This window comes from Streptomyces sp. NPDC001787, from assembly GCF_040297465.1.
Lineage (GTDB): Bacteria > Actinomycetota > Actinomycetes > Streptomycetales > Streptomycetaceae > Streptomyces.
This window is the reverse complement of record NZ_JBEOZE010000003.1, coordinates 1-25,160: the sequence shown is the minus strand read 5'-3', so window position 1 is coordinate 25,160 and position 25,160 is coordinate 1. Positions and strand designations below refer to the sequence as shown.

The following is a 25,160-nucleotide window of genomic DNA, read 5'->3' as shown; positions in this document are numbered from 1 at the left end:
CTCAACGACGGTGCTCTCGCCGTCGGGGCGCCATACGCGCCATTGGTGCAGGTCGGAAAGGCCCCGGGCCCTTATGGCACGCCAATGGCACGCGTCATGAAATTGGTCTAGACAACAAACAGGCCCCAGTCATTTGACCAGGGCCTTCATCATGGAGCGGGTGACGAGAATCGAACTCGCGCTCTGAGCTTGGGAAGCTCATGTTCTACCATTAAACTACACCCGCGAAGCGCGCCGATCATCGGCGATGCATCGTCGCACACTGTACCCCATGGCAGGCCCCCGGCGTATTCGTCGTGGGGCCGGTCGTCGTTTCCGGGGGTGGGGAGGGGTGGATGCGGTTGTGAGGGGCGGGAGTTGGGGGCGTAGCGTGGGTTGTCGGAGTGCCGCCTGGAGTGGCGTCCTGTTCATCCCCTAATGTGGCGTTTTCGTCCAAGGGTTGGTTGGGGAAGGGACTTGATGGAGTCGATGGAGCGCACCGTCGTCCGCTGTGCCGAAGGGCACGTTTTTGCTACCTCGTCGTTCCCGATGCAGCAGCTCGGGGCCGGCCGGATCGGTCCGGGGCGGCTGATCCGGTGTCCGCGTTGTGCCCGGTTGAGGCATGCGGTGCCGGTGGTGTTCGAGGAGCGGTAGGAGCGGGGCAGGCCCGGTTTCCGGGGGCGGCGCTCGGGGTTTCCGGGGTGTCGTCGAGCGGTCCGGGGAGTGGTTCGGCAGGCGCGCGGGGCGGTCCGGTTGGGGCGGGCTCGCGCGTTCTGCGTATCCTCGGGACGTGCTTCTCTCAGACAAGGACATCCGGGCCGAGATCGACGCCGGGCGGGTCCGCATTGATCCGTTCGACCCGTCGATGGTGCAGCCATCGAGCATCGACGTGCGGCTGGACCGCTACTTCCGGGTGTTCGAGAACCACCGCTATCCGCATATCGACCCCGCCATCGAGCAGGTCGACCTGACGCGTACGGTCGAGCCGGAGGGGGATGAGGCGTTCATCCTGCACCCCGGTGAATTCGTGCTCGCCTCGACGTACGAGGTGATCTCGCTTCCCGACGATCTCGCGTCGCGGCTGGAGGGCAAGAGTTCGCTGGGGCGGCTCGGGCTCGTGACGCATTCGACGGCCGGGTTCATCGACCCGGGGTTCTCGGGGCATGTGACCCTGGAGCTCTCGAATCTCGCGACGCTGCCGATAAAGCTCTGGCCGGGAATGAAGATCGGTCAGCTGTGCATGTTCCGGCTGAGTTCGCCCTCCGAGTTCCCGTACGGATCCGAGCGGTACGGATCGCGTTACCAGGGGCAGCGCGGACCGACCGCCTCCCGGTCGTACATGAATTTCCATCGGACCCAGGTGTGAGGGCGGATCGATGAGCGAGGCGCGGGAGAACCTGACGTACGAGGGCTTCGGGCTCGCCGTGCGCGAGCTGGCGCAGACGGTGGCCGACGACGGGTACGAGCCCGATGTGGTGCTGAGCATCGCCCGGGGCGGGGTGTTCGTCGCGGGCGGGCTCGCGTACGCGCTCGACTGCAAGAACATCCACCTGGTGAACGTGGAGTTCTACACGGGCGTGGGCACCACGCTGGAAATGCCCGTCATGCTGGCGCCCGTTCCGAATGCCATCGATTTCTCGGACAAGAAGGTCCTGATCGCCGATGACGTCGCCGATACGGGCAAGACGCTGAAGCTGGTCCGGGACTTCTGCATCGACCATGTCGCCGAGGTGCGCAGCGCGGTCATCTACGAGAAGTCGCACTCGCTCGTGAAATGCGAGTACGTGTGGAAGAAGACCGATCAGTGGATCAACTTCCCGTGGAGTGTGGAGAAGCCCGTCGTACGCCGTGACGGGCAGGTCCTCGACGCCTGAGGGCATCCCCCGGATCGGGGGCGGATATCGAAGAACCCCCGGAGCGCACCGCGCTCCGGGGGTTCTTCGTGTGGTGCCCGGTCAGGTCAGATCGTGCCGAGCTTGATGATCGACAGCAGCGCGATCAGCTGGATCGCCGAGGCGCCCAGCGCCTTCGGCCACGGCAGGTCGTGCGACTTGCTCACCATCGACGTGAACAGTGCTCCGGCCGCCAGCCAGGTGATCCATCCGATCACCTGCACCAGGGAGTTCTCACCGCCCAGGAAGAGGGCGAAGAGCAGGCGCGGGGCGTCCGTGACCGACATGATCAGCATCGAGAGGCCCACGGTCGGCTGCCAGGAGCCGTTGCCGCCCAGCTGGCGCGCCAGGGTGTGGGTGACCGCGCCGAGGACCAGGCCGCCGATGACGAAGCCGATGCCGGTGATGATGACGTACGGGACGGCCGTGGAGATCGTCGCGTTGATCGCCTCGTCGCGCGCCTGGTCGAAGCCGAAGATCGCGAGCAGCCCGTACAGGAACGTGACGATGAGCGCCGGGCCCCACACCGGGTAGTCGCGCATCTGCCAGAACGTCGGCCCCGGTCGCATCACCATGCCGGTGAGCAGGTCCTTCCAGGGCAGGCGCGGGCCTGCGGGCTGGGCGGGGGCCTGGCCGGCCCCGTAGGCGCCGGCGTCGTTGTAGGGGTCCTCGTTGATGCTGAACGCCTGCGTGTGACCCGGGCTGTTGGCGTACGGGTCCTGGTGCGGGGGTTCCTGGTACGGGTCGCCGAAGTACTCGGGCTCGCCGTGTCCGTGGGCGCCGTTGCCGGGGCCGCCCTGCTGTCCGTGTCCGCCGCCGTACCCGCCGCCGCCCTGTCCGCCGTTGTACGGGGCACCCTGGGGTGCTCCGTACGGCGGTGCGCCGTTGCCCCCTGCGGGGGGCCACGGCTGACGGCCGTACGGCGGCTGTGGTGCCTGCCCTCCGTACGGCTGTTGCTGCGGGTGCTGCTGCGGTTGCTGCGGCGTGCGGTTGTCCCGGCCGCGTCCGATCCTGAATCCAGCCACGGAATCGAACGTACCTGGTCCGGGTGGGTGTGGTGAGGGGGCCCGGCGAACCCGCCCGCCTTTGCGGCCGAGCTGTGACATCCCCTAAGGGAGTCCTGGGGGGACAGCTGGGGGGTCTTTGGGGGCCGCCGGGAGGTGTGGGAGGGAGCCGGCAGGGCAGCGACGGGGCCGTCGAGAACGTGATCCCGGGCGGCCGGGCTGCCCCGGCGCGGCCCGGCCGCCCCGGGGCACAGGACGCCGCAGTTCGCCGACCGCCGACCGCGTACCTGGTCCGGCTCAGCCCCCGGCCGCCCGTACGCGAGGCCGCCCGTACGCGCGGGCTGCTCCCGTACGTGGAAGCTCCCGCACGCGAAAGCGGCCGGTCCTGCCCCCGAGGCAGGTCCGGCCGCTCGCGTACGCCGACGGGTTCGGCTACTTCGCCGGTTCGGGCTCCGGCGCGTCCACCGTCTCCGGCTCGCCCTCCGGGTCCGCCGGTGTCTTCACGGACTCCAGCAGGAGCTGCGAGACGTCGACCACCTGGATCGACTCCTTGGCCTTGCCGTCGTTCTTCTTGCCGTTGACCGAGTCGGTCAGCATGACGAGGCAGAACGGGCAGGCGGTGGAGACGATGTCCGGGTTGAGGGAGAGGGCTTCCTCGACGCGCTCGTTGTTGATGCGCTTGCCGATCCGCTCCTCCATCCACATCCGGGCACCGCCGGCGCCGCAGCAGAAGCCGCGCTCCTTGTGGCGGTGCATCTCCTCGTTCCGCAGACCCGGGACCTTGGCGATGATCTCGCGCGGCGGCGTGTAGATCTTGTTGTGACGGCCCAGGTAGCAGGGGTCGTGATACGTGATCAGGCCCTCGACCGGGGTCACCGGGATCAGCTTGCCCTCGTCCACCAAGTGCTGGAGCAGCTGCGTGTGGTGGATGACCTCGTACTCGCCGCCGAGCTGCGGGTACTCGTTGGCGATGGTGTTGAAGCAGTGCGGGCAGGTCGCGACGATCTTCTTGGAGGACTTCGGCTTCCTGGTCGCCTCGTCCTCGTCGTCCTCGCCGAACGCCATGTTCAGCATCGCCACGTTCTCCTGGCCGAGCTGCTGGAACAGCGGCTCGTTGCCCAGGCGGCGGGCCGAGTCACCCGTGCACTTCTCGTCGCCGCCCATGATCGCGAACTTCACGCCCGCGATGTGGAGCAGTTCCGCGAAGGCCTTCGTCGTCTTCTTGGCACGGTCCTCCAGCGCGCCCGCGCAGCCGACCCAGTACAGGTACTCGATCTCGCTGAGGTCCTCGACGTCCTTGCCGACGATCGGGACCTCGAAGTCGACCTCCTTGGTCCACTCGACGCGCTGCTTCTTGGCGAGGCCCCAGGGGTTGCCCTTCTTCTCCAGGTTCTTGAGCATCGTGCCCGCCTCGGACGGGAACGCGGACTCGATCATCACCTGGTAGCGGCGCATGTCGACGATGTGGTCGATGTGCTCGATGTCGACCGGGCACTGCTCCACGCACGCACCGCAGGTGGTGCAGGACCACAGCACGTCCGGGTCGATGACGCCGTTCTCCTCGGCGGTGCCGATGAGGGGGCGCTCGGCCTCCGCGAGGGCGGCCGCCGGAACGTCCTTCAGCTGCTCCGCGGACGCCTTCTCGTTGCCCTCCATGTCCTTGCCGCCACCGGCGAGCAGGTAGGGGGCCTTGGCGTGCGCGTGGTCGCGCAGCGACATGATCAGGAGCTTCGGGGAGAGCGGCTTGCCGGTGTTCCAGGCGGGGCACTGCGACTGGCAGCGGCCGCACTCGGTGCACGTGGAGAAGTCGAGAATGCCCTTCCAGGAGAACTGCTCGACCTGCGAGACACCGAAGACGTCGTCCTCGCCCGGGTCCTCGAAGTCGATCTCCTTGCCGCCGCTCGTCATCGGCTGGAGCGCGCCGAGGGCGACCTCGCCGTCGGCGTTCCGCTTGAACCAGATGTTCGGGAAGCCGAGGAAGCGGTGCCAGGCCACACCCATGTTGGTGTTGAGCGAGACAGTGATCATCCAGATCAGCGAGGTGCCGATCTTGATCATCGCGGTGAAGTAGATGAGGTTCTGGAGCGTGCCGAGCGCCATCCCCTTGAAGGCGAGCACCAGGGGGTACGAGACGAAGTACGCGGCCTCGTAGCCCTCGACGTGGTGGATCGCGCCCTCAAGGCCGCGCAGGACCAGGATCGCCAGGCCGATGACGAGGATGACGTACTCGACGAAGTACGCCTGCCAGGCCTTGGAGCCCGCGAAGCGCGACTTGCGGCCGGCCCGGGAGGGCAGGTTCAGCAGCCGGATCGCCATCAGCGTGACGATCCCGGCGACCGTCATCAGCCCGATGAACTCGATGTACATCTCGAACGGCAGCCAGCCGCCGATGACGGGCAGCACCCAGTCCGCCTGGAAGAGCTGTCCGTACGCCTGGAGCAGCGTCGGCGGCAGGGTCAGGAAGCCGATGGCGACGAACCAGTGCGCGAAGCCGACGATGCCCCACCGGTTCATCCGGGTGTGGCCGAGGAACTCCTTGACCAGGGTGATCGTGCGCTGTTTGGGGTCGTCGGTGCGGCTGCCCGCGGGTACCGGTTGTCCGAGGCGGACGAAACGGTAGATCTGCGCGACGGCTCGGGCGAGGAGCGCGACGCCGACGACGGTCAGCACCAGCGACACGATGATCGCGGCGAGTTGCATGTGGGGGCTCCTCGGGCCTGCGAGGGTGGGATCCGACACTACTAAGCAGTAACTTAATCAGTCTGTGCTGACACTACCCACTTATTCCGCGGCTCTGTAGCCGGACAAGCGGTGATCTGTGTCGCTCAGGTGTGCCTTGCCGCGCCGGGCGGACCGGCGGAGCGCCGCACGCAGCGGACGGTGTACGGACTCGGCCAGAACGGCGAGGTCGAGCACCGTTCCCCGGTGCTCGGCGTAGTGCTGGTCGAGCAGTGCGGGTTCGTCCCAGGGCATCCCGGACCGGGCCCGCACCTGGGCCAAGCCTGTCAGGCCCGGTCGCAGCTCATGACGCCAGTACCTGGCTCCGGTGATTCCGGCCCCCGGGTCGCCCGGTGCCAGCGGTGCGGGACCCACGAGGGAGAGGTCTCCCCGTACGACGTGGGGCAGCCGGGAGAGCAGGTCGAGCCGGAGCCGGCGGGTGCGCAGGGAGCGCAGTTCGAAGGGCCGGCCGTGCAGCCCGATCCGGGTCCGGCGCTCCAGTACGCCGCCGGACCGGTGTTTCACCGCGAGTGCGAGGGTGCCCGCGGCGAGGGCCGGGGCTGCCAGGATCAGGAGGGCCGAGCCGAGGATCAGGTCCAGCACCCGTTTGGCCGTCACGCGGGAGGTGAAGCGGTGTGCCGCGTCCGCCGTCGTGTGTGCCGCCGCGCGCGCGGCCGTACGCAGTGGGGTGCGCGGTGCGAGCGCGCCGGGCCGGTACGGGCTCCGCCGGCTCCGCTGTCGCTGCTGCTGTCGCCGCTGCCTCTGCTGCCTCACGCGCCGCTGTTCCGCGTCCTGCATCGCGCCCACCCGGGGTTCGAGGTCCGATGGTGTGCCGGTTATGACCGGCTCACGGCATTTTGTGACAGAACGATCCCACGGTGGGATGGTGGGTGGGGGGTGCGCCGGGGTGTGGCGCGGCCTCCCGTGCGGGTGCGCTGCGTGCGGTCCGCGGTGGCGGGTGCGGCGCGTGTTGCGGGGTGCCGGGCGGGTCAAGGGGGGTGCCGAGGCCTTCTGTGGCGCGCGCCGAGGTCGTGTGCGGCGAGGGTCGCGACCTGGAAAGCCCTGGTCGTCATGGGTGTGAGCACTTAAGTTGAGTCCAGCCGACTCAGGTCTGTTGACTCTGGGGCGGGAGTCATGCATTCTTGAGTCAGATCCACTCAAGTAGTCAGTTGGAGGAATTGAAATGGCACGTGCGGTCGGCATCGACCTGGGCACGACTAACTCCGTCGTCAGCGTTCTCGAAGGCGGCGAGCCCACCGTCATCACCAACGCCGAAGGCGCCAGGACCACGCCGTCCGTCGTCGCCTTCGCCAAGAACGGCGAGGTGCTCGTCGGCGAGGTCGCCAAGCGCCAGGCGGTCACCAACGTCGACAGGACCATCCGCTCCGTCAAGCGCCACATGGGCACTGACTGGAAGATCGACCTGGACGGCAAGAGCTTCAACCCGCAGCAGATGAGCGCCTTCATCCTGCAGAAGCTGAAGCGGGACGCCGAGTCCTACCTGGGCGAGAAGGTGACCGACGCGGTCATCACCGTCCCGGCGTACTTCAACGACTCCGAGCGTCAGGCGACGAAGGAGGCCGGCGAGATCGCGGGCCTGAACGTCCTGCGTATCGTCAACGAGCCGACGGCCGCCGCTCTGGCGTACGGCCTCGACAAGGACGACCAGACGATCCTCGTCTTCGACCTCGGCGGCGGCACCTTCGACGTGTCGCTCCTGGAGATCGGTGACGGCGTCGTCGAGGTGAAGGCCACCAACGGTGACAACCACCTCGGTGGTGACGACTGGGACCAGCGCGTCGTCGACTACCTGGTGAAGCAGTTCGCCAACGGTCACGGCGTGGACCTGTCCAAGGACAAGATGGCTCTCCAGCGTCTCCGCGAGGCCGCGGAGAAGGCGAAGATCGAGCTCTCGTCCTCGACCGAGACCACGATCAACCTGCCCTACATCACGGCGTCCGCCGAGGGCCCGCTGCACCTGGACGAGAAGCTCACGCGCGCCCAGTTCCAGCAGCTGACCGCCGACCTGCTGGACCGCTGCAAGACGCCGTTCCACAACGTCATCAAGGACGCGGGCATCGCGCTCTCCGAGATCGACCACGTCGTTCTCGTCGGTGGCTCGACCCGTATGCCGGCCGTCGCCGAGCTCGTCAAGGAGCTGACCGGTGGCCAGGAGGCCAACAAGGGCGTGAACCCGGACGAGGTCGTCGCCATCGGCGCCTCGCTCCAGGCCGGTGTCCTCAAGGGCGAGGTCAAGGACGTCCTGCTGCTCGACGTCACCCCGCTGTCCCTGGGTATCGAGACCAAGGGCGGCATCATGACGAAGCTCATCGAGCGCAACACGACCATCCCGACCAAGCGCTCCGAGATCTTCACGACGGCCGAGGACAACCAGCCGTCCGTGCAGATCCAGGTCTACCAGGGCGAGCGCGAGATCGCGGCGTACAACAAGAAGCTCGGAATGTTCGAGCTCACCGGTCTGCCGCCGGCCCCGCGCGGGGTGCCGCAGATCGAGGTCGCCTTCGACATCGACGCCAACGGCATCATGCACGTCGCTGCCAAGGACCTCGGCACCGGCAAGGAGCAGAAGATGACCGTCACCGGTGGCTCCTCGCTGCCGAAGGACGAGGTCAACCGGATGCGCGAAGAGGCCGAGCAGTACGCCGACGAGGACCACCGTCGTCGTGAGGCCGCCGAGTCCCGCAACCAGGGCGAGCAGCTCGTCTACCAGACGGAGAAGTTCCTCAAGGACAACGAGGACAAGGTCCCCGGTGATGTGAAGACGGAGGTGGAGACCGCGCTCGGCGAGCTGAAGGAGAAGCTCAAGGGCGAGGACACCGCCGAGATCCGTACCGCCACCGAGAAGGTCGCGGCCGTCTCCCAGAAGCTGGGCCAGGCCATGTACGCCAACGCCGAGGCCGGTGCGACGCCGGGCGCCGACGCGCCGGGCGACAGTGCCAAGGCCGATGACGATGTCGTCGACGCGGAGATCGTGGACGACGAGAAGGACACGAAGGGCGGTGCGGCGTGACCGAGGAGACCCCGGGCTTCGACGAGAAGCCCGACGTCCCCTCCGGCGCCACCTCCGACGACGCCGAGCCGAAGGCCGCCGCTCCCTCCGAGGAGGAGGCGGCGGCCCCGGCCGGGGACGCTAACCAGACAGCGGGCCTGACGGCTCAGCTGGACCAGGCCCGTTCGGCACTCGCCGAGCGCACGGCCGACCTCCAGCGGCTCCAGGCCGAGTATCAGAACTACCGCCGCCGCGTGGAGCGGGACCGGGTCACGGTCAAGGAGATCGCCTCGGCGAACCTCCTGTCCGAGCTGCTGCCCGTGCTCGACGACGTCGGCCGCGCACGGGAGCACGGTGAGCTGGTCGGCGGCTTCAAGTCGGTGGCCGAATCGCTGGAGACGACCGTCGCGAAGCTGGGCCTCCAGCAGTTCGGCAAGGAGGGCGAGCCCTTCGACCCGACGATCCACGAGGCCCTGATGCACAGCTATGCGCCGGACGTCACCGAGACGACCTGCGTGGCGATCCTTCAGCCGGGGTATCGCATCGGCGAGCGCACCATCCGCCCCGCGCGGGTGGCCGTCGCCGAGCCGCAGCCGGGCGCCACGCCCGCGGCGGCGAAGGAAGAGAAGGCAGATGACGAGGAGAGCGGTGGCACCGAGGAGGTCTGACATTCCGTCCGACCATCCCGGTGTGTACCGCCCGGCCCAGCGACCGGCCCACAGGCCGGTCGCTCGGCCGATCGTCCGGAAGGAGGGACGTCGATGAGCACGAAGGACTTCGTCGAGAAGGACTACTACAAGGTCCTCGGCGTCCCCAAGGACGCCACCGACGCCGAGATCAAGAAGGCGTACCGCAAACTCGCCCGCGAGTTCCACCCGGACGCCAACAAGGGTGACGCGAAGGCCGAGTCGCGCTTCAAGGAGATCTCCGAGGCGAACGACGTCCTCGGTGACACCAAGAAGCGCAAGGAGTACGACGAGGCGCGCGCCCTCTTCGGCAACGGTGGCTTCCGGGCCGGTCCCGGTGGCGCGGGAGGCAACTTCAACTTCGACCTGGGCGACCTCTTCGGTGGCACCCAGGGCGGTGGTCAGGGCGGCGGGGCCGGTGGATTCGGCGGCGGTGGCGGTCTGGGCGACGTCTTCGGCGGCCTGTTCAACCGGGGCGGTGCGGGGACGCGTGTGCAGCCGCGCCGCGGTCAGGACATCGAGTCCGAGGTGACGCTCAGCTTCACCGAGGCGGTCGACGGGGCCACGGTCCCGCTGAGGATGTCCAGCCAGGCGCCCTGCAAGGCGTGTTCGGGCACCGGCGACAAGAACGGCACCCCGAGGGTCTGCCCGACCTGTGTCGGCACCGGCCAGGTCTCGCGCGGCAGCGGCGGCGGCTTCTCGCTCACCGACCCCTGTGTGGACTGCAAGGGCCGGGGCCTCATCGCCCAGGACCCCTGCGAGGTCTGCAAGGGCAGCGGGCGGGCGAAGTCGGCCCGCACCATGCAGGTCAGGATTCCCGCGGGCGTCCTCGACGGCCAGCGGATCCGGCTGCGCGGCAAGGGCGGAGCGGGGGAGCGCGGCGGTCCGGCCGGCGACCTCTATGTCGTCGTCCACGTCGACGCCCACCCGGTCTTCGGCCGCAAGGGGGACAACCTCACCATCACCGTGCCCGTCACCTTCCCGGAGGCGGCGCTCGGCGGCGAGGTGAAGGTGCCCACGCTCGGCGGGCCCGCGGTCACCCTGAAGCTCCCGGCAGGCACCCCCAACGGACGTACGATGCGCGCCCGCGGCAAGGGCGCCGTACGCAAGGACGGCACCCGCGGCGACCTGCTGGTCACCGTCGAGGTGGACGTGCCCAAGGACCTCGCGCAAGAGGCCGAGGACGCGCTGGAGGCCTACCGGAAGGCGACCGCGGACCAGGACCCGCGGGCGGAGCTGTTCCAGGCTGCGAAGGGAGCTTGAGATGGACGGCCGGCGACGTAACCCGTACCAGTTGACCGATGAATCACCGGTGTATGTGATCTCGATCGCGGCGCAGCTCTCGGGTCTGCACCCGCAGACGCTGCGTCAGTACGACCGTCTCGGCCTCGTCTCCCCGGACCGTACGGCCGGGCGCGGCAGACGCTATTCGGCCCGTGACATCGAGCTGCTGCGCACCGTGCAGCAGCTGTCGCAGGACGAGGGCATCAACCTGGCGGGCATCAAGCGCATCATCGAGCTGGAGAACCAGGTCGCCGCGCTCCAGCAGCGCGTCGCCGAGCTCTCGGCGGCGGTGGACGGCGCGGCGGTGGCCATGCAGCAGCGCGAGGCGCAGGTGCATGCCTCGTACCGCCGTGATCTGGTCCCGTACCAGGATGTGCAGCACACCAGCGCGCTGGTCGTCTGGCGGCCGAAGAAGCCGAAGGACTGAGGCGGGCGACGGACGCGTACGCGGCGTCCGGGTCCGGCCCGCAGGGCCCGTCTTCCGGGAGTTCGTTCCGGGGGCGGGCCCTGTCGCGTCCGGGGCGGTCAGGAGTCCTGGTCGAGGATTCCGGACCGGGCGATGAGATAACCGAGCTGGGCCCGGCTGCTGCTGCCCAGCGCGGTGGAGAGTTTGGCGACGTGCGCCCGGCAGGTGCGGACGTTCATGCCCAGCCGCCGGGCGATGGAGTCGTCCACATGGCCCTCGACGAGGAGCTGGGCGATGGAGCGCTGGACGCCGCTGATTCCCTTGGGCGTCGGCTCGTACTTGACTTCCTCCCGCAGCGGCGCGGCCTGGTTCCACAGCTGCTCGAAGACCTTGACGAGGTACTGCACGAGCCCGGGGTGGCGCAGTTCGAGCGCCACCCGGCGGTCGTCCGTGGCGGGGATGAACGCGACGGTGTGATCGAAGATCATCAGACGCTCGATCAGCTCTTCGAGGGTGCGGATCTCGACCTTGCCCGCCGTCATGCGGTCCGCGTACGTCAGGGTTCCGTGGCTGTGCCGGATGGTGTGCTGGTAGAGCGAGCGCATGCCGACACCGCGCTCGGTGAGCATGTTGCCGCGCTCCACGGCGATGTTGAGGGTGCCCTCGCTGCGCCCGCCGCCGGGCTGGATGGTCAGTACCTCCGACCGGCATTCGGCCATGGCGAGCTCGATGGAGGCGTTGATCCGGTCCTTGCCCTCAAGCACGGTGATCGCGTGCGTGGTGGGCGTCTGGGCACTGATCGCCATGAACGGTTCGAAGGTGTCGCTGAGCTCGACCGAGAGCTGTCTTCGAGCCTGGATCTCCCGTTCGATCGGGTAGAGCCGTTGTGTCAGTGCGGCGGACGGAGGTACCGGCCGGAGCCAGGCGTCATCGGCCGGATCCGGGTGAAGCAGGGCGAATTCGAGCAGACAGGGCGCTGACCCCACCTCGGAACGGGCTATCTTGCCCACGCTCAGGGCGCTGGCGTAGAGCCGTATCCCCTCCTCGCACAAGGCGGTGACAGAGTGGGGATGTGTCGCATTTGTGCTATTTGTTATCAATTCTCCACCCCCCAGGAACATGAAACTACAGGAACATGATGCATCGATCCTGTGGCATTGACGTGCCTGAATGAGCCATCGTCTTGTCATGCGGGGGAGAGGAAACCTTGGAAGTGAGGACGAAGCCGACTATGGGTAGCAAAATGCTTCGCTCGGCGCTTGCCGCGGCCTTCTCCGCCGGGCTGGCGCTCGGAGCGGTCAGTATCCAGGACCTGGTCTGGGACAGTGCGCCCACCGGAGCGACCGGCACGCAGGTGCGGGCCGTTCCCCCGCCGGACCTGGTGTGGGACATCGCGCCGGTCGGAACGCCGGCGGCGCGGACTCTGGCAGCGCCTCCGCCGGACCTGGTGTGGGACACCGCGCCGGCCGGAGTGAAGGCGTCCGACCTGGTGTGGGACATCGCGCCGCGAGTGACGGCAGAGGCATGAGCATCCCCCCGGATGACCGCACCTTCCGGCGGGAGATGGCCACGGCCTACCGCTCAGGGTGGCATTTCATCGATCTGCTCACGGCACTCCCCCGCCGTGGCGATTCGTTGATGGTCACCCTGTTCGGAGAGCCGATCGTCGTCGTGCTGGAGGAGGACGAGGGTGTCCGTGCCTATCGGTGTCTCCGCCGCCCCCGCGGCGCTCCGCAGCCGGTCCGCTGCGCCGTGCGCTACGGCATGATTTTCGTCAATCTCGACCAGCGGGACCATGAGCTGTTCGAGCCAGAAACCATCTCCGCCACCCCCCGCAGTGCCTGAGCGATTCCCCCGTCGTTCCTTGTCGCTCAGGTACTTCCCCCACACAGCGGCGCCACCGTGACCTGAACGCGGTGGCGCCGTTGTGCTGTTCCGCCGCGGCCGGGCGGATCACGCCCTGCCGAGCGCCCGGTCCACGGCGATCTCGATGACGACCCGGTCCGGGCTGGGCTTGGGTGTGCGCCCGTAGCGGTCCGTGTAGCGGCGTACGGCGTCGTCCACGATGTCCGACTCCGGGCGGATCATCGCGTGGCCCTCCAGCGTCGCCCAGCGGGCCCGGTGCATCTGGCAGGCCGCGACCCGTGCCCCGTCCGGGCCCGCGGCGATGATGTTGGCGACCTTGCGGCTGTTCTTGTTGGTGATCACGCGGGCGATCCCGGCCTCGGCGTCGTACGTCACGCCGACCGGCACCACGTGCGGTGTGCCGTCCGGGCGGAGCGTGGTCAGGGTGCAGAGGTGGTACTCGCGCCAGAAGGCCAGGTACTCGGGGCTGAGGTTGCGTACGTCGGGCATGCCGAAAGCGTAGACATTCCGCCGGCGCGGCGGCCCCCGGTGCGCCGACGCGGCGACCCCCGGTGCGCGGGCGCGCCGCGCGGGCGGGCGTACGGCGCGGTGTGCGGTGGCGGGTGCCGGGGGTGAGCGGTTCACTCGGATCAGGGCTTGGAGCCGCCGTGCGCGGCGGAGCCGGGCCGCGGGTGCGCGCATTCAGGCTTGAGCGGAATACACTCAACTTTGTGTACGTTGATTCAGTCAATGGTGCGGGCGGGGCCCGTACGGCCGCCGGTCCACCGGCCGCCGTCACCGCCGCCCGGCCGACGACCGCCGGACCCGACGCCGGAACCGAGTCAAGCACCACCGCAAGGAGGAGAGAGCGCACGTGGACGCCGAGCTGACCAACAAGAGCCGGGACGCCATCAACGCGGCCACCAGCAGGGCCGTGAAGGACGGGCACCCCGACCTGACCCCCGGGCATCTGCTGCTCGCGCTGCTCGAGGGCCAGGACAACGAGAACATCACCGACCTGCTCGCCGCCGTCGACGCCGACCAGGCCGCCGTACGCGGCGCGACCGAGAAGCTCCTGGGCGCCCAGCCCAGCGTCACCGGCTCCACCGTCGCGCCGCCGCAGCCCAACCGCGAACTGCTCGCGGTCATCGCGGACGCCGCCCAGCAGGCCAAGGAGCTCGGCGACGAGTTCCTGTCCACCGAGCATCTGCTGATCGGCATCGCGGCCAAGGGCGGCCGGGCCGGTGAGATCCTCGGTGAGCAGGGGGCCAGTGCGAAGAGGCTGCTGGACGCGTTCGAGAAGAGCAGGGGAGGGCGTCGGGTGACCACACCGGACCCGGAGGGTCAGTACAAGGCCCTGGAGAAGTTCGGCACCGACTTCACGGCGGCCGCACGCGAGGGCAAGCTCGACCCGGTGATCGGGAGGGACCAGGAGATCCGCCGCGTGGTCCAGGTCCTGTCCCGCCGCACGAAGAACAACCCGGTGCTCATCGGTGAGCCCGGCGTCGGCAAGACGGCGGTCGTCGAAGGTCTCGCCCAGCGCATCGTCAAGGGCGACGTACCCGAGAGCCTGAAGAACAAGCGCCTCGTCTCCCTGGACCTGGGGGCCATGGTCGCGGGCGCGAAGTACCGGGGCGAGTTCGAGGAGCGGCTGAAGACCGTCCTCTCCGAGATCAAGGAGAGCGACGGCCAGATCATCACGTTCATCGACGAGCTGCACACCGTCGTGGGCGCCGGCGCGGGCGGCGACTCCGCCATGGACGCGGGCAACATGCTCAAGCCGATGCTGGCCCGCGGCGAACTGCGGATGGTCGGCGCCACCACGCTGGACGAGTACCGCGAGCGCATCGAGAAGGACCCGGCCCTGGAGCGCCGCTTCCAGCAGGTCCTGGTCGCCGAGCCGTCCGTCGAGGACACCATCGCGATCCTGCGCGGGCTCAAGGGCCGCTACGAGGCCCACCACAAGGTCCAGATCGCGGACTCCGCGCTGGTCGCGGCGGCCACGCTCTCCGACCGCTACATCACCTCCCGCTTCCTCCCCGACAAGGCCATCGACCTGGTCGACGAGGCGGCGTCCCGGCTGCGGATGGAGATCGACTCCTCGCCCGTGGAGATCGACGAGCTCCAGCGCGCCGTCGACCGGCTGCGCATGGAGGAGCTGGCTCTCAAGAACGAGACCGACGCCGCCTCCAAGCAGCGCCTGGACAAGCTCCGCCGCGACCTCGCCGACAAGGAGGAGGAGCTGCGCGGCCTCACCGCCCGCTGGGAGAAGGAGAAGCAGGGCCTCAACCGCGTCGGTGAGCTGAAGGAACGTCTCGACGAACTGCGCGGACAGGCCGAGCGCGCCCAGCGCGACGGCGACTTCGACACCGCCTCCAAGCTGCTGTACGGGGAGATCCCCGGCCTGGAACGCGAGCTGGAGGAGGCCGCCGAGGCGGAGCAGGAGGCGGCCAAGGACACGATGGTCAAGGAGGAGGTCGGCCCGGACGACATCGCCGATGTCGTCGGCTCCTGGACCGGCATCCCGGCAGGCCGGCTGCTGGAGGGCGAGACCCAGAAGCTGCTGCGCATGGAGGACGAACTCGGCAGGCGGCTCATCGGGCAGCGGGAGGCCGTGCAGTCGGTCTCCGACGCGGTACGGCGCACCCGTGCCGGCATCGCCGACCCGGACCGCCCGACCGGCTCCTTCCTCTTCCTCGGCCCCACCGGGGTCGGCAAGACCGAGCTGGCGAAGGCGCTCGCGGACTTCCTGTTCGACGACGAGCGGGCCATGATCCGCATCGACATGAGCGAGTACGGCGAGAAGCACAGCGTCGCGCGGCTCGTCGGCGCCCCGCCCGGTTACGTCGGGTACGAGGAGGGCGGCCAGCTCACCGAGTCCGTCCGCCGGCGCCCGTACAGCGTCGTCCTGCTGGACGAGGTGGAGAAGGCCCACCCGGAGGTCTTCGACGTCCTGCTCCAGGTCCTCGACGACGGCCGGCTCACGGACGGCCAGGGCCGGACGGTGGACTTCCGCAACACCATCCTGATCCTGACCTCCAACCTCGGCAGCCAGTACCTGGTCGACCCCCTGGTCAAGCCCGAGGTCAAGAAGGAGCAGGTCATGGATGTCGTACGGGCATCCTTCAAACCGGAGTTCCTCAACCGGCTCGATGACATCGTGGTCTTCTCCGCGCTGTCCGGCGACGAGCTCTCGCACATCGCGGGACTCCAGATCGACCGCCTGGCCGGGCGGCTGGCCGACCGCAGGCTCACCCTCGACGTCACGCCCGAGGCCCTGGCCTGGCTGGCCGAGGAGGGCAACGACCCGGCGTACGGGGCACGGCCGCTGCGCCGGCTGATCCAGACGGCGATCGGCGACCGGCTGGCGAAGGAGATCCTCGCGGGCGAGGTCACGGACGGCGACACCGTACGGGTGGACCGGTCCGACGACGGCCTGAGCGTCGGCCGCGCCTCGTAGCACCGGTCCCCCTGACCCCGGCGGGCCCGGTCCGCACCGGCTGCGTGTCAGCTTGTGGCGGATCGGGGCCGCCGGGGCTTGCCATGCCCCGCCCGCCATGGGAGAGGATGGCCGCAACCGTCACGAAGGGAAATAACGGTGAGCATCGATCCGTCCTCGATTCCTAATTTCGGGGGCCAGCCCGAACCGCAGGCGGCAGGACCGGAGGGCCCCGTCGTCCCTGACCAGGACCTCGTCAAGCAGCTTCTGGACCAGATGGAGCTGAAGTACGTCGTCGACGACGAGGGCGACCTCGCGGCGCCGTGGGAAGAGTTCCGGACGTACTTCATGTTCCGGGGCGAGGAGGAGCAGCAGGTCTTCTCGGTCCGTACGTTCTACGACCGCCCGCACGACCTCGACCAGCGCCCCGTCCTCCTGGACGCGATCGACGACTGGAACCGCCGCACCCTGTGGCCGAAGGTCTACACGCACGCCCACGAGGGCGAGGAGGGCGAGGCGGGCTCCGTCCGGCTGATCGGTGAGGCGCAGATGCTCATCGGCACCGGCGTCAGCCTGGAGCACTTCGTCTCCTCGACGGTCAGCTGGGTGCGCGCCTCGATCGAGTTCGACAAGTGGCTCGTGGAGCGCCTGGGCCTGGAGCCGGCCGAGGCCAAGGCCGAGGCCGAGGAGAAGGCCGAGGGCGACGCGCCCTCCGAGGGCTGAGCGCCCCTTCCCGAACGAGAGCCCGGCCGGCCGGGGACCCGCGTCCCCGACCGGCCGGGCTCTGTCATGTCCGGGCTCCGTCATGTCCGGCTCCGGTCCTGGCCGCCTCTCACCCGGCCAGGCCCTTCAGCCGGGACACCGCCTCCTCCAGCACGTCCGCGCGCTTGCAGAACGCGAAGCGGACGAAGGGCGCGCCCTGGTCGCGGTGGTCGTAGAAGACGGCGTTCGGGATCGCGACGACCCCGCAGCGGCCGGGCAGGGCGCGGCAGAACGCGAAGCCGTCGCGCTCGCCGCCGAGCGGGCGGATGTCGGTGGTGACGAAATACGTTCCGGCGGGGCGGTAGACCCCGAACCCGGCCTCGGCGAGCCCCGTGCTCAGCAGGTCCCGCTTGGCCCGCAGATCGGCGCGCAGGGCCTCGTAGTAGCTGTCGGGCAGCCGCAGGGCCTCGGCGACCGCGTACTGGAAGGGGCCGGCCGAGACATAGGTCAGGAACTGCTTCGCGGAGCGCACGGCGGTGACCAGCTCCGGGCTCCCGGTGATCCAGCCGACCTTCCAGCCGGTGAACGAGAAGGTCTTTCCCGCACTGCTCACCGTGACCGTGCGCTCGCGCATGCCGGGGAAGGAGGCGAGCGGGATGTGTTCGCCCTCGAAGACCAGGTGTTCGTACACCTCGTCGGTGACGACGAGCAGGTCGCGTTCGCGGGCGAGTTCGGCGACGGCGGCGAGCTCTTCGCGGGTGAGGACCGTGCCGGTAGGGTTGTGCGGGGTGTTGAGCAGGATCAGGCGGGTGCGCGGGGTGACGGCGGCGCGCAGTTCGCCGAGGTCGAGCCGGTAGGTCCCGGACGCCGCCTCCGGGTGCAGTGTGACCGGGACACGGGTGCCGCCCGCCATGGCGATGGAGGCGGCGTACGAGTCGTAGTACGGCTCCAGGGCGATGACCTCGTCGCCCGGTTCGAGCAGGGCGAGCATCGCGGCGGCGATGGCCTCCGTGGCGCCCGCGGTGACCAGGACCTCGGTGTCGGGGTCGTACGCGAGGCCGTAGCGCCGCTGCTGGTGGTCCGTGATCGCGGTACGGAGTTCGGGGACGCCGGGCCCCGGTGGGTACTGGTTGCCGCGGCCGTCGCGCAGGGCCCGGACCGCGGCCTCGCGGATCTCGTCGGGGCCGTCGGTGTCGGGGAAGCCCTGGCCGAGGTTGATGGAACCGGTCCGTACGGCCAGCGCCGACATCTCCGCGAAGATCGTCGTGCCGAACTCGGTGAGGCGGCGGTTGAGCAGCGGTCGTCCCTGTGTCATGGGCCATCCTGTGCCGAAGCTCTGGAGTTGCTCAAGTCCGCTTTCGGCTCCGGCGCGGCGGGGCATCCCCGCTGCACGAAAGAATCGCCATGAACATGAAGCGGGGGGTTCCGCTTCGGGGGACGGAAGGGTGTGAGGACAGGTGGGAGCCTTCTTCATCGTGATGATCGTGCTTGTGCTGGTCGTGGCCGTGAGCCCGTCGGTGGTCGGGGCCGGCCTCCGTCGGCGGGCCGCCTCCCGCCGCGGCCGGGGCCGTACCGGCGACAGGCGCAGCTGGTGGGCGGGCGGCGGTGACGGCGGTGGCGGCGGCGGTGGCGGCGCGTCCTGCGGCAGCGGGCACTCGTGCGGGAGCAGCAGTTCCTCGTGCGGGGGCGGTTCGTCGTGCGGCGGCGGGGGCGGCTGCGGCGGGGGAAGCTGACCCGGAGTATATGGCTTATGACGGTGGGTAGTTGACCGGGGCGGGTGCCCCTGGCAAGTGACCCGGACGGCTGGTGCGGGGGATGCTCCCTCGGGTGTCCGGTGGGTGAACTCCCGCCGGGCACCTTTTCGTTGGGATACGTGAGGTGTTCGGGTTGAACAGGTGAACCGGGCAGCCCCCGAGGGGATGGAAACCACGTCAAGTTGGGCAAAAACGCTGTGAGTGCGGCGTACTTCGTGATTCCCTCGCTCTAGAGAACATCCAGCCCTCGGACCCCAGTTGGACCTGATCGGGCGTTCCCCTACTCCCATGTGTGTCGTCCCGGGGACGCCCCCTGTCCATGTGTCCATGTGTGTTAGCGGAGCCGACCCATGCTCACGACCCTCCAGACGGCCTATTCCGATACCCGAGCTGCCGACCTGGCTTGGGCGCTGGGGCGGGAGCCGCTGCCCGCCCTCGCCGTCCTCGATCTCCAGCTCGCCGACGCCAAGCTCCAGTTGAGGCTCCTCGGCGCCTCCCATCAAGTGCTCCTGGAGGAGGACCGAGGTTCCTGCTCGGAGACCGTTGCCTGCATTCCGGGCAGCAGTACGCCCCTTCCCCTCGGCGTCGCCAAGCGGCTCGGGGGCTGGGAGTACGAATTCGCGGCGCGCGTCGAGACGCTCTCGGAGGGTTCGTTCGCCGGGCGCGCCCAGGAGCTCCTTGCGCTGGTCGCCGACCATCCGCACGGCCTCGCCGGGACGTTCCCCGGCAGCCCGCACGCCTTCACCGCGATGCTGGCGCAGCGGACCGAGGGGCAGGTGCGGTGGCGTACCTGGCACGCGTACCCCCAGGAAGGGCAGCTGGTGGTGACCCGTACCCGGGTGGGCGTGCGGATGCCGGTGCCGGCCCTCTGAGCGGGGGCGGGCCCCGGGTGCCCGCGCGGCTCGTCCCGCATTACCCTCCGCGGCTGCTCCTCAAGACACTTGCACCCTTGTGGGTGACAGATGGCGATCAATTCGTCACGTAGCGTTCGCATTATGATCGACCAGCAGGTGCCGCTGCGGGGGGCCGCCGCGCGGCTTCCCGTACGGCCCAGGACCGGCCGGTATCTCGTGCTGGCCGCAGTCTTCGTCTGTGCCGCCTGCGGTCTGGTGTACGAACTCGAACTGGTCGCGCTCGCCTCGTACTTGATCGGCGACTCGGTCACCCAGGCGTCCGTCGTGCTGTCCGTGATGGTGTTCGCGATGGGGGTCGGATCGCTTCTCGCGAAACGTTTGCGCTGCCGTGCGGCTGTGGGTTTCGGGCTCATCGAGGCCGCCCTCGCGCTGATCGGCGGCTCCTCCGCGCTCGTGCTGTACGCCTCGTTCGCCTGGCTCGGTGAATCGCGTTACGCGCTGGTCGGGTTCACGCTGGCCATCGGGATGCTGATCGGTGCCGAGATCCCGCTGCTGATGACGCTGATCCAGCGGGTGGACCGGCAGGACGCGGGCGGGGCCGTCGCGGATCTCTTCGCGGCCGACTACGTCGGAGCGCTGGTGGGCGGACTGGCGTTCCCCTTTCTGCTGCTGCCGATGCTGGGGCAGCTGACCGGCGCGCTGTTCACCGGTGCGGTCAACGCGGCGGCGGGCGGGGCGCTGGTGCTGTGGCTGTTCCGGCGGGACCTCAGCTCCCGGTCCCGCTGGCTGCTCGTCCTCGCCAACCTCGCGGTGATCGGGCTGCTCGCGGGCGCCACGCTGCTGGTCGACGACTTCGAGCGGGCGGCGCGGCGGGCCGTCTACGGGGACCAGGTTCGGGTCGCCGTGCGGACCGGGGTGCAGGAGGTCGTGCTCACCGGGACCGGCCGCGACTCCCTCGGCCTGTATCTGGACGGGCGCCTGCGGGCCAGCGCCCGCGACGAGTACCGCTACCACGAGGCGCTGGTGCACCCGGCGATGAACGGACGCCACGAGCGGGTCCTGATCCTGGGCGGCGGCGACGGGCTCGCCGCCCGCGAGGTGCTGCGCTACCGGGACGTCCGGGAGGTCACGGTCGTCGAGCTGGACCCGGCCGTCACCCGGTTGGCCCGTACGGACCCCGCGCTCCGCGGCCTCAACGGACACGCCTACCGCGATCCGCGCCTCACCGCGGTCGGCGCGGACGCGTTCAACTGGCTGCGGGCGGGCGGCGAACGCTACGACGTGGTGATCTCCGACCTCCCGGACCCGGGCATCACGGCGAGCACGAAGCTCTATTCCGCGGAGTTCTACGGCCTGGTCGGCGAGGCCCTCGCGCCGGGCGGGCGGCTGGTGGTGCACGCGGGGTCGCCGGGCAGCCGGGGGCAGACGTACTGGACGGTGGAGGCCTCGGTCCGGGCGGGAGGCCTCGCGGCCCGGCCGTACCGCGTCACCGGCAGGCTCTCCGGCATCGCCGCGGGCCCGGACCGCTACGACGGAGAGGGGCCCGCCCCGCGGGACTGGGGCTTCGTGCTGGCCTCCCCGGGCGCGGTGCCGCCGCTGGGCCTGGCCGCCGGGGCGCCGGGGCTGCGGTCGCTGGGGGAGCGCGAGCTGCGGGAGGCGGGGCGGTCGGCGGAGCACGTACGGGTGAAGGGGCAGCCACCGTCGACCCTGATCCATCCGCGGTACTGGGAGGAGACATGACCTCCGGGGAGGGTCCGCGAGCGGCCCCGGGGGGCGGGCCCGTTCCGGGTGGTGCCGGGTGCGGAAGCGCTGACGTACCGGCCGGGGCTGAGTAGGCTCGGTTTCCATGGAGCATGAGGTGTTCGTTCCGGTGATGGCCCCGTCCCTTCGGCGGACGCTGGGCGATCCCGCCCGTGTCGCCCGCTGCGTACCCGGCCTCCAGCAGGACGCCGAGGAGACGGCCGGGCCGCTGGCCGGCCGCCTGAAGATCCGGGTCGGCGGCCACACGATCACGTACCGGGGCGCGCTGTCGCTGTCCGGCCCGGACGGGGACCGCGTCTCGGTGACCGGGGAGGGGGCGGAGGCCCGGGGCACCGGTGCGGTCACGCTGGAGCTGACCATCGGCCTCACGGAGACCGACGGCGGTACGACCCTCCTCTTCACGGGGTCCGCGAGCGGTGACGGCCGGCTGAAGGAGCTGGACCCGGCGGCGGCCCTGGCGGCGGCCCACCGGTTGCTGGACCGCTTTACGCAGCAGCTGGTGACGGAGACGCTGGCCTCCCACGGGGAGGGAGAGAAGCCGCCCGCGACGGAGGCGGGCACGGAGGCGGGCACGGAGGCGGAGCCGTCCCCCGGGCCCGCGGCGGACGCGGCCGACGCGGAACGGCCCGGTGCGGAGGACGACGAGGATCTGCGTGCCGAGGCCCTGCACGACGACGTCGATGAACCGGGCGATGCCGTCGATGACGCTGACAGCCCCGACGCCGACGCCGACGCCGATGACGACTCCGAGTCCGATGACGCCGGGGGCCGGTCCCCGGCCGCCGGCAAGGGGTCCGTGTTCGACGCGCCCGTGCCGCCGCCCTCGCTCGACCCCGTAGCCGAAGTGGAGTTCACCGTGCCCGACGAGCCCCCGGCCGAGGCCGCACACGCCCGGCGCACCATGATCGGACGCAGCGCCGAGGAGGTCGACCACGCGCCGCCGCGCGGCCGGTACGCCCCGGTGCCCTCGCCCGACGCGCACGGTGCGGGGACCGCCCTGCGCTGGGTCGCCCCGGCGGCGGCCCTCGCGATCGCCTCCGCCGTCGTCCTGGGCCGGGCACTGCGTCGCCGGAGGTAGCGGCGCCAGTAGTGTCGGGGGTGTGAGCAGAGCTGCGAAGAACGTCCGGCTGTCCGTCGGTGACGCCGAGTTGACCGTTGACCCCGTCCATGGCTGCCGGATCAGCAGCCTGCGGATCGGTGGCACCGAACTGCTGCGGCAGGGGGAGCGGTACGGCTGCTTCCCGATGGTGCCCTGGTGCGGACGTACCGGGGACGGGGAGTTCCGCAACGGTGACGCGGTCCACCGGCTGCCGCTGAACGCCCCGCCGCACGCCATCCACGGCACCGGCCGCGACACGGCCTGGCACACCGCCCGGGAGGACGGGGCGGAGGCGGCCTTCTACTACGACCTCGCCGAGCCGTGGCCGTACCAGGGCCGGGTGACGCAGAGCTTCGAGCTGGCCGAGGACTCCCTCACGCTGCGCCTTTCCGTCGAGACCTACGGGGACTCCTTCCCGGCGCAGGCCGGCTGGCACCCCTGGTTCCGCCGCGACCTGGAGGGCCGGGACGTGCGGCTCTCCTTCGACGCCGCCTGGCAGGAGGAGCGCGGCGGGGACCACCTGCCGACCGGCCGCCGGATCGATCCCCTGCCCGGACCGTGGGACGACTGCTTCGGGATGCCCGACGGGGTCGATGTGAGGCTCACCTGGCCGGAGCGGCTCGAACTGACCGTGAAGAGCCGGGACGAGTGGGTGGTGATCTACGACGAGCAGGACGAGGCGGTGTGCGTGGAGCCGCAGTCGGGTCCGCCGAACGGTCTGAACACCGCCCCGCGCCTGGTCACCCCGATCGACCCGCTGGAGATCGCGACCACGTGGAGCTGGGTGCGGCTCTGAGCCGTACGCCGGGGTGGGCCGCAGCGCTTACCCTCGTTGACATGACTGACGTACGCGCTGAGCTGCTCCAGCAGATCAAGGACAAGGCCGTGGTGCACGGCAAGGTGACCCTCTCCTCGGGGCTGGAAGCCGACTGGTACATCGACCTGCGCCGGATCACGCTGGACGGCACGGCCGCGCCGATGGCCGGACAGGTCATGCTCGACGCCACCGCCGACCTGGACTACGACTGCGTCGGCGGCCTGACGCTGGGTGCCGACCCGGTGGCCACGTCGATGCTGCACGCCTCCGCGGCGCGCGGCCGGAGCCTGGACGCGTTCGTCGTCCGTAAGGCGCAGAAGGCGCACGGCATGCAGCGCCGGATCGAGGGCACCGAGGTGAAGGGCCGCCGCTGCCTCGTCGTCGAGGACACCTCGACCACCGGTGGCTCGCCGCTGACGGCCGTCGAGGCGGTGCGCGAGGCGGGCGGTGAGGTCGTCGGTGTCGCCGTGATCGTGGAGCGCGGTGCGGCCCAGGCCATCGCCGAGGCGGGCCTGCCCTATGTCCAGGTCTACTCGGTGGCCGACCTCGATCTGGGCTGATACGGGTCTGACCTGCGGTTTTTCTACGGGGTGGGCGGTTTCACGTGAAACCGCCCACCCCGTACCCGTACTCGTGAGGGTCCTCCGGGTGGAGCCGGACGAAGAGTCTGGGAAGATGGGGGCGACGATGACGTCGCCCCCAGGTCAGGGACCAGCACTGCACACCCGCACATCCCAAGGAGCGGTCAGATGCCCATCGCAACCCCCGAGGTCTACGCCGAGATGCTCGACCGGGCGAAGGCAGGCAAGTTCGCCTACCCGGCCATCAATGTGACCTCGACCCAGACCCTGCACGCTGCACTGCGCGGCTTCGCGGAGGCGGAGAGCGACGGCATCGTCCAGATCTCCACCGGTGGGGCGGAGTTCCTGGGCGGCCAGTACAACAAGGACATGGTGACGGGCGCCGTGGCCCTGGCCGAGTTCGCGCACATCGTCGCCGCCAAGTACGACATCACGGTCGCGCTGCACACCGACCACTGCCCCAAGGACAAGCTGGACGGTTACGTCCGTCCGCTGCTCGACATCTCCGCGGAGCGTGTCGCCAAGGGTCTGAACCCGCTGTTCCAGTCGCACATGTGGGACGGCTCGGCCGAGACCCTCGCCGACAACCTGGCCATCGGTCAGGAGCTGCTCGCCAAGGCCGCCGCCGCCAAGATCATTCTTGAGGTCGAGATCACCCCGACCGGTGGCGAGGAGGACGGCGTCACGCACGAGATCAACGACGAGCTGTACACGACCGTCGACGACGCGCTGCGCACCGCCGAGGCGCTCGGCCTGGGCGAGAAGGGCCGCTACCTGCTGGCCGCCTCCTTCGGCAATGTCCACGGCGTCTACAAGCCGGGCAACGTCGTGCTCCGTCCCGAGCTGCTGAAGGACCTCCAGGAGGGTGTCGGCGCCAAGTACGGCAAGGCGTCCCCCTTCGACTTCGTCTTCCACGGCGGCTCCGGCTCCACCGAGCAGGAGATCGCCACCGCGCTGGAGAACGGCGTCGTGAAGATGAACCTCGACACCGACACCCAGTACGCCTTCACCCGGCCGATCGTGGACCACGTGTTCCGCAACTACGACGGCGTCCTGAAGGTCGACGGCGAGGTCGGCAACAAGAAGGTCTACGACCCGCGCAGCTGGGGCAAGTCCGCCGAGGGTGGCATGGCCAAGCGTGTCACCGAGGCCTGCGCGAACCTGCGCTCCACCGGTACGAAGCTGAAGTAGTCCGTACGGACATCCGGCGTGGGCCCGGTACCCCTTGGGGTGCCGGGCAGCCGCTCCACCGCACCCCGCGCGGCGTCCTCCACGACCTCGTCCAGCCGACGTCCAGCAGCCTCCACGCGCGTAACCAGGCCGGACGGA

At 69.9% G+C, this 25,160-nt stretch carries 22 protein-coding genes and 1 tRNA gene; 16 read left to right on the top strand and 7 right to left on the bottom strand.

Annotated features, from left to right (window positions below):
* Positions 1-152: 152 nt before the first annotated feature.
* A tRNA-Gly gene (locus ABT170_RS05085) sits at positions 153-226 on the bottom strand.
* Between the two features lie 543 nt (positions 227-769).
* Between ABT170_RS05085 and dcd the strand changes: the two genes are divergently transcribed.
* Together dcd and ABT170_RS05075 are read left to right on the top strand one after the other, a co-directional pair.
* Positions 770-1,345 carry a dCTP deaminase gene (gene dcd, locus ABT170_RS05080; RefSeq protein ID WP_266922394.1) on the top strand — a complete coding sequence of 192 codons (576 nt, stop codon included), beginning with the start codon at positions 770-772 and terminating at the stop codon, positions 1,343-1,345.
* Positions 1,346-1,355: 10 nt separating this feature from the next.
* Positions 1,356-1,853, top strand: coding sequence for a phosphoribosyltransferase (locus ABT170_RS05075; RefSeq protein ID WP_329942771.1), 498 nt, complete (start codon positions 1,356-1,358; stop codon positions 1,851-1,853).
* 86 nt (positions 1,854-1,939) lie between these two features.
* On the opposite strand, the gene ABT170_RS05070 is transcribed toward ABT170_RS05075, so the two are convergent.
* The 3 genes from ABT170_RS05070 to ABT170_RS05060 form a co-directional block, all read right to left on the bottom strand.
* Entirely contained in the window at positions 1,940-2,896 is a 957-nt protein-coding gene (locus ABT170_RS05070) for a Yip1 family protein (RefSeq protein ID WP_329942772.1), read from the bottom strand.
* A gap of 411 nt (positions 2,897-3,307) precedes the next feature.
* Positions 3,308-5,575, bottom strand: a complete 2,268-nt coding sequence (locus ABT170_RS05065; RefSeq protein WP_351864156.1) for a heterodisulfide reductase-related iron-sulfur binding cluster — start codon at positions 5,573-5,575, stop codon at positions 3,308-3,310.
* Between the two features lie 81 nt (positions 5,576-5,656).
* The gene (locus ABT170_RS05060; RefSeq protein WP_329942774.1) at positions 5,657-6,391 is read right to left on the bottom strand and encodes a sugar transferase; all 735 of its coding nucleotides are present in this window, start codon (positions 6,389-6,391) and stop codon (positions 5,657-5,659) included.
* Positions 6,392-6,776: 385 nt separating this feature from the next.
* Between ABT170_RS05060 and dnaK the strand changes: the two genes are divergently transcribed.
* The 4 genes from dnaK to ABT170_RS05040 all read left to right on the top strand — a co-directional run bounded on the left by dnaK (position 6,777) and on the right by ABT170_RS05040 (position 11,000).
* Positions 6,777-8,624 (top strand): molecular chaperone DnaK, encoded by a 1,848-nt coding sequence (dnaK, locus tag ABT170_RS05055; protein WP_266922399.1) that lies wholly within the window; start codon positions 6,777-6,779, stop codon positions 8,622-8,624.
* Positions 8,621-9,271, top strand: coding sequence for a nucleotide exchange factor GrpE (gene grpE, locus ABT170_RS05050; RefSeq protein ID WP_329942775.1), 651 nt, complete (start codon positions 8,621-8,623; stop codon positions 9,269-9,271). The genes dnaK and grpE overlap by 4 nt, the downstream gene beginning before the upstream one ends.
* A gap of 93 nt (positions 9,272-9,364) precedes the next feature.
* On the top strand, positions 9,365-10,552 hold the full coding sequence (gene dnaJ / locus ABT170_RS05045) for a molecular chaperone DnaJ (RefSeq protein ID WP_329942776.1): 1,188 nt from the start codon (positions 9,365-9,367) through the stop codon (positions 10,550-10,552).
* 1 nt (position 10,553) lies between these two features.
* Positions 10,554-11,000: a heat shock protein transcriptional repressor HspR gene (locus ABT170_RS05040; protein WP_266922401.1), complete on the top strand. Its 447-nt coding sequence runs from the start codon at positions 10,554-10,556 to the stop codon at positions 10,998-11,000.
* 98 nt (positions 11,001-11,098) lie between these two features.
* On the opposite strand, the gene ABT170_RS05035 is transcribed toward ABT170_RS05040, so the two are convergent.
* Positions 11,099-12,100: a helix-turn-helix transcriptional regulator gene (locus ABT170_RS05035; RefSeq protein ID WP_329942777.1), complete on the bottom strand. Its 1,002-nt coding sequence runs from the start codon at positions 12,098-12,100 to the stop codon at positions 11,099-11,101.
* Between the two features lie 110 nt (positions 12,101-12,210).
* On the opposite strand from ABT170_RS05035, the gene ABT170_RS05030 reads away from it, so the two are divergent.
* Positions 12,211-12,507, top strand: coding sequence for a hypothetical protein (locus ABT170_RS05030; protein WP_329942778.1), 297 nt, complete (start codon positions 12,211-12,213; stop codon positions 12,505-12,507).
* Positions 12,504-12,824 (top strand): Rieske (2Fe-2S) protein, encoded by a 321-nt coding sequence (locus tag ABT170_RS05025; RefSeq protein WP_266922404.1) that lies wholly within the window; start codon positions 12,504-12,506, stop codon positions 12,822-12,824. Before ABT170_RS05030 ends, ABT170_RS05025 begins: the two co-directional genes overlap by 4 nt.
* A 108-nt stretch (positions 12,825-12,932) precedes the next feature.
* Here ABT170_RS05025 and ABT170_RS05020 read toward each other — a convergent pair whose 3' ends face one another.
* On the bottom strand, positions 12,933-13,334 hold the full coding sequence (locus ABT170_RS05020) for a pyridoxamine 5'-phosphate oxidase family protein (RefSeq protein ID WP_351864150.1): 402 nt from the start codon (positions 13,332-13,334) through the stop codon (positions 12,933-12,935).
* A gap of 364 nt (positions 13,335-13,698) precedes the next feature.
* Here ABT170_RS05020 and clpB point away from each other — a divergent pair, with 364 nt between their 5' ends.
* Positions 13,699-16,284: an ATP-dependent chaperone ClpB gene (gene clpB, locus ABT170_RS05015; protein ID WP_351864147.1), complete on the top strand. Its 2,586-nt coding sequence runs from the start codon at positions 13,699-13,701 to the stop codon at positions 16,282-16,284.
* 138 nt (positions 16,285-16,422) lie between these two features.
* Positions 16,423-16,986, top strand: a complete 564-nt coding sequence (locus ABT170_RS05010) for a YbjN domain-containing protein (protein WP_329942781.1) — start codon at positions 16,423-16,425, stop codon at positions 16,984-16,986.
* A 109-nt stretch (positions 16,987-17,095) separates the two neighbouring features.
* Here ABT170_RS05010 and ABT170_RS05005 read toward each other — a convergent pair whose 3' ends face one another.
* The gene (locus tag ABT170_RS05005) at positions 17,096-18,280 is read right to left on the bottom strand and encodes a pyridoxal phosphate-dependent aminotransferase (protein ID WP_351864144.1); all 1,185 of its coding nucleotides are present in this window, start codon (positions 18,278-18,280) and stop codon (positions 17,096-17,098) included.
* 789 nt (positions 18,281-19,069) lie between these two features.
* On the opposite strand from ABT170_RS05005, the gene ABT170_RS05000 reads away from it, so the two are divergent.
* The 6 genes from ABT170_RS05000 to fbaA all read left to right on the top strand — a co-directional run bounded on the left by ABT170_RS05000 (position 19,070) and on the right by fbaA (position 25,022).
* The gene (locus ABT170_RS05000; RefSeq protein ID WP_351864141.1) at positions 19,070-19,591 is read left to right on the top strand and encodes a DUF2617 family protein; all 522 of its coding nucleotides are present in this window, start codon (positions 19,070-19,072) and stop codon (positions 19,589-19,591) included.
* Between the two features lie 123 nt (positions 19,592-19,714).
* Positions 19,715-21,313: a polyamine aminopropyltransferase gene (locus ABT170_RS04995; RefSeq protein ID WP_329942784.1), complete on the top strand. Its 1,599-nt coding sequence runs from the start codon at positions 19,715-19,717 to the stop codon at positions 21,311-21,313.
* 106 nt (positions 21,314-21,419) lie between these two features.
* Positions 21,420-22,412, top strand: coding sequence for an SRPBCC domain-containing protein (locus ABT170_RS04990; protein ID WP_351864138.1), 993 nt, complete (start codon positions 21,420-21,422; stop codon positions 22,410-22,412).
* A gap of 22 nt (positions 22,413-22,434) precedes the next feature.
* Entirely contained in the window at positions 22,435-23,229 is a 795-nt protein-coding gene (locus ABT170_RS04985) for an aldose epimerase family protein (RefSeq protein WP_329942786.1), read from the top strand.
* Between the two features lie 41 nt (positions 23,230-23,270).
* Entirely contained in the window at positions 23,271-23,810 is a 540-nt protein-coding gene (gene pyrE, locus ABT170_RS04980; protein ID WP_329942787.1) for an orotate phosphoribosyltransferase, read from the top strand.
* Positions 23,811-23,999: 189 nt separating this feature from the next.
* Positions 24,000-25,022, top strand: coding sequence for a class II fructose-bisphosphate aldolase (gene fbaA, locus ABT170_RS04975; RefSeq protein ID WP_329942788.1), 1,023 nt, complete (start codon positions 24,000-24,002; stop codon positions 25,020-25,022).
* The last annotated feature ends 138 nt before the right edge of the window (positions 25,023-25,160 follow it).

What these genes read in the sequence shown, in the direction of transcription:
- fbaA (WP_329942788.1), top strand. Translation starts at nt 24,000, where the DNA reads ATGCCCATCGCAACCCCCGAGGTCTACGCCGAGATGCTCGACCGGGCG.
- pyrE (WP_329942787.1), top strand. Translation starts at nt 23,271, where the DNA reads ATGACTGACGTACGCGCTGAGCTGCTCCAGCAGATCAAGGACAAGGCC.
- dnaK (WP_266922399.1), top strand. Translation starts at nt 6,777, where the DNA reads ATGGCACGTGCGGTCGGCATCGACCTGGGCACGACTAACTCCGTCGTC.
- ABT170_RS05065 (WP_351864156.1), bottom strand. Translation starts at nt 5,575, where the DNA reads ATGCAACTCGCCGCGATCATCGTGTCGCTGGTGCTGACCGTCGTCGGC.
- ABT170_RS05005 (WP_351864144.1), bottom strand. Translation starts at nt 18,280, where the DNA reads ATGACACAGGGACGACCGCTGCTCAACCGCCGCCTCACCGAGTTCGGC.
- ABT170_RS05000 (WP_351864141.1), top strand. Translation starts at nt 19,070, where the DNA reads ATGCTCACGACCCTCCAGACGGCCTATTCCGATACCCGAGCTGCCGAC.
- dnaJ (WP_329942776.1), top strand. Translation starts at nt 9,365, where the DNA reads ATGAGCACGAAGGACTTCGTCGAGAAGGACTACTACAAGGTCCTCGGC.
- ABT170_RS05060 (WP_329942774.1), bottom strand. Translation starts at nt 6,391, where the DNA reads ATGCAGGACGCGGAACAGCGGCGCGTGAGGCAGCAGAGGCAGCGGCGA.
- ABT170_RS05025 (WP_266922404.1), top strand. Translation starts at nt 12,504, where the DNA reads ATGAGCATCCCCCCGGATGACCGCACCTTCCGGCGGGAGATGGCCACG.
- ABT170_RS04990 (WP_351864138.1), top strand. Translation starts at nt 21,420, where the DNA reads ATGGAGCATGAGGTGTTCGTTCCGGTGATGGCCCCGTCCCTTCGGCGG.
- ABT170_RS05020 (WP_351864150.1), bottom strand. Translation starts at nt 13,334, where the DNA reads ATGCCCGACGTACGCAACCTCAGCCCCGAGTACCTGGCCTTCTGGCGC.
- ABT170_RS05035 (WP_329942777.1), bottom strand. Translation starts at nt 12,100, where the DNA reads ATGTTCCTGGGGGGTGGAGAATTGATAACAAATAGCACAAATGCGACA.
- ABT170_RS04995 (WP_329942784.1), top strand. Translation starts at nt 19,715, where the DNA reads ATGATCGACCAGCAGGTGCCGCTGCGGGGGGCCGCCGCGCGGCTTCCC.
- ABT170_RS05075 (WP_329942771.1), top strand. Translation starts at nt 1,356, where the DNA reads ATGAGCGAGGCGCGGGAGAACCTGACGTACGAGGGCTTCGGGCTCGCC.
- ABT170_RS05040 (WP_266922401.1), top strand. Translation starts at nt 10,554, where the DNA reads ATGGACGGCCGGCGACGTAACCCGTACCAGTTGACCGATGAATCACCG.
- ABT170_RS05030 (WP_329942778.1), top strand. Translation starts at nt 12,211, where the DNA reads ATGGGTAGCAAAATGCTTCGCTCGGCGCTTGCCGCGGCCTTCTCCGCC.